The following is a 6,632-nucleotide window of genomic DNA, read 5'->3' as shown; positions in this document are numbered from 1 at the left end:
CCTGGCCGTTGCCGCCCAGCGCCTTGGGCAGGGCCAGGCTCACGTCCAGCAGGCCGTCGTCGCTGCGGGCCTTGCCTTCGCGGCCGCCGGTGGCCGTGGCGCGCGTTTGATAGAGGGTGGACATTGGGGTGCTCCTTGGAGTCATTTGATAGTTGACGATTTAATCGTGCACGACTTAACGACAAGGGGCGTGGTGAAGTTTTTGTCGCGCGCGATCTATCGAATTGGTCGCGCTATCCGGCTGGAGCCTTCGCGGCGCCGACCAACGCCCCCAGCGCCTCCATCGCCGTGAGATCGCCGAGCAACTGCCGCACGATGCTCAGCGTGTCGGAATAGATCCGTTCGCAGACCAGGATTTCGCCTTCGAACAGGAAGAAGGCGGCCATCTGGCAACTGAAGGGGCGACCGGTTGGCGGAAGGGGACCCAGCGGTCCCAATTGCGTGCCCTCGAGGATGAACTCGACCACGATCCCGTCGTCGACGTGGCGCAGCGACAGCAGGGTGTTGCGCTGGTCGGGAAAGGCCTGGCGCGAGCTTTTGTAGTAGCGCTCGACGTCGGGGCGGCCGTCATGGACCGCGCCGGTGGCGATGATCTCGTAGTGAGGGTGGGGGAAGGTGGCCAGCACCTTGTCCCAGGCTTGGTCGATCTCGTCGGCCATGTGTTCGCGCACGATGGTCTCGCGCCGGGCGCGCAGGGCTTCCTGGGTCATGATCGATCCTCCCGTCGCTCTTCGGCGGCGTCGAAGACAGTAGAACCGTCAGGTCGGGGGTTGGGAAGCCTCTAAGCCGCCCAGGCTGCCGCGAAGCGTTTCAGCTGCGACCGCGCGGCGCTTTCGGCGCTGTCGCCCAGGGCTTCCAGGCGCAGGAACAGGTCGCCGGCCCGGTGGGGGCCGCGGGCGGGCAGGCCTTGGCCGGGCAGGCGCACCAGGCCGCGGGCGGCGGCCTTGGTCGAGATCCAGACCAGACGCGGACCCAGGGCTGTGGCGACCTCGATCCGTCCCCCTTCGGCCAGGGCGCGGGCGTCCAGCTTGGCGGTCAGCCACAGGTCGCCGCCGCGCACCAGGGCGTCGGGATCGGGGTTGAGCGCGACGCTGAAGGTCACGTTCTCGACGCGCACCTTGTCGCCTTCGCGCAGGCCGGCCGGCAAGGTCAGGCGCAGCTTTCGGGCGTCGAGGGCCAGCTCGAGCGTACCGCCAGCGAAGGCCAGGGCGGCGTCGATGCGCAGGCTCGCCTGCTCGACCCGGGCCGGCTGGGTCACGGCGGGCGGGAAGTGGATCTGGCGGACCGGGGCGTCCTGCAGCAGGCGATAGGCGGCCAGCACGTCGCGGAACAGGGCTGCGTCGCCGCCGGGACGATCGGGATGGGCGCGCTTGGCGGCTTCGCGATAGGCGGCCCGAAGCTCGCGCTCGTCGGCGCCGGGCGCGACGCCCAGAATGGCGCGGGCGGCCTGGAGGCTCAAAACGGAAGATGCGCCGGCGGTCATGCCGCCGACCCTGCCGCCGTTTGGTCAACGGGGCGTTAAGTTAAGACTTTAACGGATTTGGCCGCTCAGCAGCCAGACCAGGCCGAACACGCCGAAGACGCCCGCCACGAAGACGATGACCGCCCACGAGCCGCTCTTGCGGTGCCAGGTGATCGGCACGTCGACGTCCGGTCCCTCGACCCGCGCCTGTTCGGCCGCCTTGCCGCGCAGACGCCAGAGGTTCCAGGCTCCGCACGCGAACAGGAACAGGCCGCCGGCCGCCAGGATGATCCAGTCCTGGACGTCGTCGCCCTTCCATTTGACGGCCTCGCCATAGCCGATCCACAGGCCGGCCGCGCACCACAGCGCCAGGGGGATCCAGGCCAGTCGCGCCCGCGTGCCGAGTTTCATCAGAGGTCAGTTCCATGGACGCGGGAGGCCGCGCGCGATCGTTGGCGGCAAATGCGCGCGACGACCCTCACGCGTCAAGCGTGGCCCGCAGGCTTGGCCCTTTGGCGCGCCGTGCCCTATATCCACTCCATGACCGACGCGCCCCTGATCCCCGCCTCGCCGACCGAGGACGACTATGTCCGCCAGGTGACGCAGGCCACGCCTCTGCCTCTACTGCCGGAAGGCGATCCGATCCGCCTGTTCGAGGACTGGCTGGCCGAGGCGGGCAAGGGCGAGCCCAGCGATCCGAACGCCGTGGCCCTGTCGACCGTCGACGCCGACGGCCTGCCGGACTCGCGCATGGTGCTGCTCAAGAGCGTCGACGCCCGGGGCTTCGTCTTCTACACCAACACCCAAAGCGCCAAGGGCGAAGAATTGGGCGGACAGCCCAAGGCCGCCCTGCTGTTTCACTGGAAGTCGCTGCGCCGCCAGGTGCGGGTGCGCGGCGTCGTCGAACCGGTCGCCGAGGCCGAGGCTGACGCCTATTTCGCCAGCCGGGCTCGCCACAGCCAGCTGGGCGCCTGGGCTTCGGACCAGTCGCGGCCCCTGCCGGACCGCCTGGCCCTGGAGCGCCGGGTGGCCGAGATGGCGCTGAAGTTCGGCCTCGGCAAGGTGCCGCGTCCGCCCCACTGGTCCGGCTACCGCGTCACGCCCCAGGTCATCGAATTCTGGCGCGACCGCCCGTTCCGCCTGCACGAGCGCCTCGTCTACGAGCGGGTTGGCGACGGCTGGGAAACGAAGCGGCTGTTCCCTTAAACGGAGACTCTCCCCTTTATCGCTGGGAGAGGGGCTTTCACGCCATATCGCGCCAGGAACGTCTCCACCGCATCGGCGCAGATGCCCGTCAGGGGGCGGATCGGCTGGGTCTCGTCCCCGGCGGTCAGGCCCTGCAGGAGGGTGGCGTGGTCGAGCATGCCGAGCAGCTGGCCGGCGGCCCAGGCAGGCTTGTCGGCCTGGAGCTCGCCGGTCTCGATCAGGTCCTCGACGATCTCGATCGCCGCGCCGCCCAGCGCCTGGCGGGCGCTGAGCAGCACGTGGTCGGCCGCCGCCTCGAAGCGTCGGCGCTCGCCCGCGACCATCCGGAACATCGCCCGGGTCGAGGGGCGCGACATCAAGGTGGCATAGGCCAGGGCCAGGCTGGTCAGCCGGGCGCGGGCGTCGCCCTCCGTCCGGACGCTTTCGCGCACGGGCTCGGCCATGTGCTTGACCGCCTCATGCACGACGATCTCGAACAGCTTGGCCTTGCTGGGGAAGTGGGCATAAAGGGTCGCCGTGGAAACGCCCGCCATCCTGGCCACCACCTCCATGCCGGCGGCGGAATAGCCTTCTCGGAGAAAGACCCCGCGCGCGGCGGTCAGAATCTCGCCCTTCTTGCGCTCGGAACGATTGAGGACTGCGCCGATCAGCATGCGGTTGCGACTCTCTTCATGGTAAATTGACCATAGTTTCTCAACTCAAGCGAAAGCAAGCGCGCTGGGCGCGACGCCGCTCGAACTTTCCGCTATGGGGACGCCGACGCCCGGAAGTCTGGCGTGTTTGACGGGGTTTGGGCGTGATCAAGGACGCGGAGACGGTTCGCGAGCAGGAAGTGGCCGCCTGGATGGGCGAGCGGGCCGATCGCGTGATCGAGACCTCCTGCGCCCGTGTGTTCCTGGTCGGCGAGGCGGCCTGGAAGGTCAAGCGCCCGGTCAATTTCGGCTTTCTGGACTACTCCACCCTGGAGCTGCGCCGCTGGTCGCTGGAGCGCGAACTGAGCTTCAACCGCGCCGCCGCGCCGGACATCTATCGCGCCGTTCGCCGCCTGACCCGTATGGAGGACGGCGGGGTCGAGATGGACGGGTCCGGCGAGATCGTCGAGTACCTGCTGGAGATGCGCCGCTTCGACGAGCAGGGCGTGCTGGCCCAGCAGCCTTGGGCCATCGACGACGCCCTGGAGGAGTCGCTGGGCCGCACCATCGCCCAGTTCCACGCCGGCGCGCCCCTTCGCCCGCAAGGCGGCGGGGTCGGGGCCCTGGGCTACACCATCGCCTCGAACGCCAACCTGCTGCGCGGCCTGGCCCCTCGGCTAGGCGCGCAAGCCGTCGAGCGGCTGATCGCCGAGACCGACCTGGCGCTGGAGCGCCTGGGTCCGCTGCTGAACGAACGGGCCGGGCAGGGCTTCGCTCGCCACTGCCACGGCGACCTGCACCTGGGCAACATTCTGGTCGAGGACAGCAAGCCGATCCTGTTCGACTGCATCGAGTTCAACGACTCGCTGTCGGACATCGACATCCAGTACGACCTKGCCTTCCTGCTGATGGACCTGGACTTCCGCCGTCGCCGCGACGCCGCCGGCCGGGTGCTGAACGCCTATCTGGACGAGGCCGCCCGCACGTTCGGCGAAGGACTTTGGACAGGCCTTGCGGCTTTGCCGCTGATGCTCAGCGTCCGCGCCGCCGTGCGCACCCACGTCTGGGCCTACAGCAACGACGACGAGGCCGCGCGCGCCTATCTGGCCGCGGCCCTGGAGCACCTGGCCCCCAAGCCGGTCAGCCTGGTGGCCACCGGCGGGTTCTCGGGTTCGGGCAAGTCGACCTTCGCCCGGGTTTGCGCGCCCGGCCTGGGCGCGGCCCCCGGGGCGGTGGTCCTGCGCACCGACGAGATCCGCAAGCGTCTGCTGGGCGTGCCCTCGCTGCACCGCCTGCCCAAGGAGGCCTACACGCCCGAAATGAGCGAGCGGGTCTATGACGAGCTGTTCCGCGACGCCGCCCTGACCCTGGCCGGCGGCCGTTCGGTGGTGGTCGACGCGGTGTTCCTGAAGCCCGAGCAGCGGGCCCGCGCCGAGGCGTTGGCCAAGTCGGTGGACGTGGCGTTCCAGGGCGTCTGGCTGGAAGCTCCACCCGAGGTGCTGCGCGCCCGCGTCGCCGCCCGCGTCAACGACGCCTCGGACGCCGACGTCGCCGTGCTGGAAAGCCAGCTGACCCGCGACACCGGCGACATCACGTGGCGCCGCGTCGACACGGTCAGCGCCTTCGAGGACGAGGCTCGGGCCCTGGCGGAGACGATGGGGTAGGGGCGGCTAGCCTCGGCTCGAGATCTGGAACGGATTGCCGCCCGGATCCTTGCCGTCGCACATGTCGAACGTGCTCGTGGACTTGACCGGACCCAGCACGGCGGCCCCGCGCCGTTGCAGCATGGCCTTGGCGGCGGCGACGTCGGCGGCGAAGAACACCAGCTTGGGCGGGCGCTGACCCACGACCGGTTTCCCGTGATGCAGCGCCAGGCGGCACGCGCCAGCGTCGAATTCGACCCATCCGTCCTCGCGACCCAGCACGGCTAGGCCGATGACATCCTGGTAGAAACGGGCAAGGCCCGGCACGTCGGCCGTAAAGATCACGATGCGCTTCAGATCGAGTTTCAATGGCGGCTCCCAACGCGACAGTTCAGAAGCTGGAAGGGATCGGCTGCGATTTATTTTTGCAAGCGCCATCGCGCTGGAAAATGGCGCTACGACCGCGCCGCCTCTGGGCAGCGGCCCTTGGGCCGCACCGCCGCGCAGATCGACGACAGCAGGTCGGCCGGGCGGATCGGCTTGCCCAGGTGGTCGTCGAAGCCCATGGCCAGGAACCGCTCGCGGTCGCCCGACATGGCCGAGGCGGTCAGGGCGATGACCGGGATCGCCGGATCGCCCGCCACGCCGGCCCGAATGGCGCCGAGGGCCGTGATGCCGTCCATCACCGGCATGTTGATGTCCATCAGCACCGCGTCGTACGGCCCCACCTTCAGGGCCTCCAGCGCCGCCTGGCCGTCGTCGACGATGGTCAGGGCCACGCCGGTCGCCTCCAGCATGGTGCGCACCACGATCTGGTTGATGGCGTTGTCCTCGGCCATCAGGATCCGCAGGCCGTCGAGGACGGGCGTGGCGTCGTCCTGGTCCTCGTCGTCCTCCAGGTTCGCCGGGGGCGCGGCGACGGGCGCGGCGCGCAGGGTGAAGACGAAGGCCGCGCCGCCGGTCCCGTTCTCGAGCGTCAGGTCGCCGTCCATCTGGCGGGCCAGGGCGCGCGAGATGGTCAGGCCCAGGCCCGTGCCGCCATGGCTGCGCGAGACCGCGTTGTCGGCCTGGGTGAAGCTGTCGAAGATGCGGTCGTGGAACTGGGCGGCCACGCCGATGCCGGTGTCGACCACCCGCAGCCGGACCTCCCGCAGGCCGTCGGCGCTTGTCCCGGGCTTGGGCGCGGCGGCCGTCAGCTGGATCGTCACCCCGCCCTGGCTCGTGAACTTCAGCCCGTTGGAGATCAGGTTCATCAGCACCTGGCGAATGCGCTGGGGGTCGGCCAGGATCCAGTCGGGCGCGTCGGGATCGATCTCCGTGCGCAGCCACAGGCCCTTCTCGGCCGCCGCGTCGCGCCAGGCGTCGCCGGCCACGCGGACCAGCTCGGGCAGGTTGGTGGCCACGTGGTCCAGGTCGACCTTGCCGGCCTCGATCTTCGACAGGTCCAGTACGTCGTTCAGCACCTGCATCAGGCTGTCGCCCGACTTGATCATCAGGCGCACGTGGCGGCGCTGGGCTTCGTTCAGATTGCTGCGGTCCAGGGCGTAGGCCATGCCCAGCAGGCCGTTCATCGGCGTGCGCAGCTCATGGCTGGTGACGGCCACGAAGGTGGACTTGGCGCGATTGGCCTCCAGGGCCCGCTCGCGCTCCTCGCGCAGGCCGCGGGTCAGGTCGTCCAGGCGGCGGCGG

General features: G+C 69.7%; 8 protein-coding genes. 2 read left to right on the top strand and 6 right to left on the bottom strand.

Going from position 1 to position 6,632, the window contains the following annotated elements:
• Positions 1 to 233: 233 nt before the first annotated feature.
• The 3 genes from AC1DZ6_RS16195 to AC1DZ6_RS16185 form a co-directional block, all read right to left on the bottom strand.
• Positions 234 to 710, bottom strand: coding sequence for an ester cyclase (locus AC1DZ6_RS16195; protein WP_477098180.1), 477 nt, complete (start codon positions 708 to 710; stop codon positions 234 to 236).
• Positions 711 to 781: 71 nt separating this feature from the next.
• Positions 782 to 1,483 carry a DnaJ domain-containing protein gene (locus AC1DZ6_RS16190; RefSeq protein WP_477098179.1) on the bottom strand — a complete coding sequence of 234 codons (702 nt, stop codon included), beginning with the start codon at positions 1,481 to 1,483 and terminating at the stop codon, positions 782 to 784.
• 48 nt (positions 1,484 to 1,531) lie between these two features.
• Positions 1,532 to 1,873, bottom strand: coding sequence for a hypothetical protein (locus tag AC1DZ6_RS16185; protein WP_477098178.1), 342 nt, complete (start codon positions 1,871 to 1,873; stop codon positions 1,532 to 1,534).
• A gap of 129 nt (positions 1,874 to 2,002) precedes the next feature.
• Between AC1DZ6_RS16185 and pdxH the strand changes: the two genes are divergently transcribed.
• Positions 2,003 to 2,668 (top strand): pyridoxamine 5'-phosphate oxidase, encoded by a 666-nt coding sequence (gene pdxH / locus AC1DZ6_RS16180; RefSeq protein WP_477098177.1) that lies wholly within the window; start codon positions 2,003 to 2,005, stop codon positions 2,666 to 2,668.
• Here pdxH and AC1DZ6_RS16175 read toward each other — a convergent pair.
• Entirely contained in the window at positions 2,665 to 3,321 is a 657-nt protein-coding gene (locus AC1DZ6_RS16175) for a TetR/AcrR family transcriptional regulator (RefSeq protein ID WP_477098176.1), read from the bottom strand. The genes pdxH and AC1DZ6_RS16175 overlap by 4 nt on opposite strands.
• Before the next feature lie 143 nt (positions 3,322 to 3,464).
• Here AC1DZ6_RS16175 and AC1DZ6_RS16170 point away from each other — a divergent pair, with 143 nt between their 5' ends.
• Positions 3,465 to 4,964 (top strand): bifunctional aminoglycoside phosphotransferase/ATP-binding protein, encoded by a 1,500-nt coding sequence (locus AC1DZ6_RS16170; RefSeq protein WP_477098175.1) that lies wholly within the window; start codon positions 3,465 to 3,467, stop codon positions 4,962 to 4,964.
• Positions 4,965 to 4,970: 6 nt separating this feature from the next.
• Here AC1DZ6_RS16170 and AC1DZ6_RS16165 read toward each other — a convergent pair whose 3' ends face one another.
• On the bottom strand, positions 4,971 to 5,312 hold the full coding sequence (locus AC1DZ6_RS16165; protein WP_477098174.1) for a VOC family protein: 342 nt from the start codon (positions 5,310 to 5,312) through the stop codon (positions 4,971 to 4,973).
• Positions 5,313 to 5,398: 86 nt separating this feature from the next.
• A partial coding sequence (locus tag AC1DZ6_RS16160; RefSeq protein WP_477098173.1) for an ATP-binding protein occupies positions 5,399 to 6,632 on the bottom strand: 1,234 nt, incomplete at its 5' end.

Source organism: Caulobacter sp. P1_B12_2 (assembly GCF_056406675.1).
Note: the sequence above shows the minus strand (reverse complement) of the source record. Positions and strands in the feature narration are given on the sequence as shown.

What these genes read in the sequence shown, in the direction of transcription:
- AC1DZ6_RS16195 (WP_477098180.1), bottom strand. Translation starts at nt 710, where the DNA reads ATGACCCAGGAAGCCCTGCGCGCCCGGCGCGAGACCATCGTGCGCGAA.
- AC1DZ6_RS16190 (WP_477098179.1), bottom strand. Translation starts at nt 1,483, where the DNA reads ATGACCGCCGGCGCATCTTCCGTTTTGAGCCTCCAGGCCGCCCGCGCC.
- AC1DZ6_RS16185 (WP_477098178.1), bottom strand. Translation starts at nt 1,873, where the DNA reads ATGAAACTCGGCACGCGGGCGCGACTGGCCTGGATCCCCCTGGCGCTG.
- pdxH (WP_477098177.1), top strand. Translation starts at nt 2,003, where the DNA reads ATGACCGACGCGCCCCTGATCCCCGCCTCGCCGACCGAGGACGACTAT.
- AC1DZ6_RS16175 (WP_477098176.1), bottom strand. Translation starts at nt 3,321, where the DNA reads ATGCTGATCGGCGCAGTCCTCAATCGTTCCGAGCGCAAGAAGGGCGAG.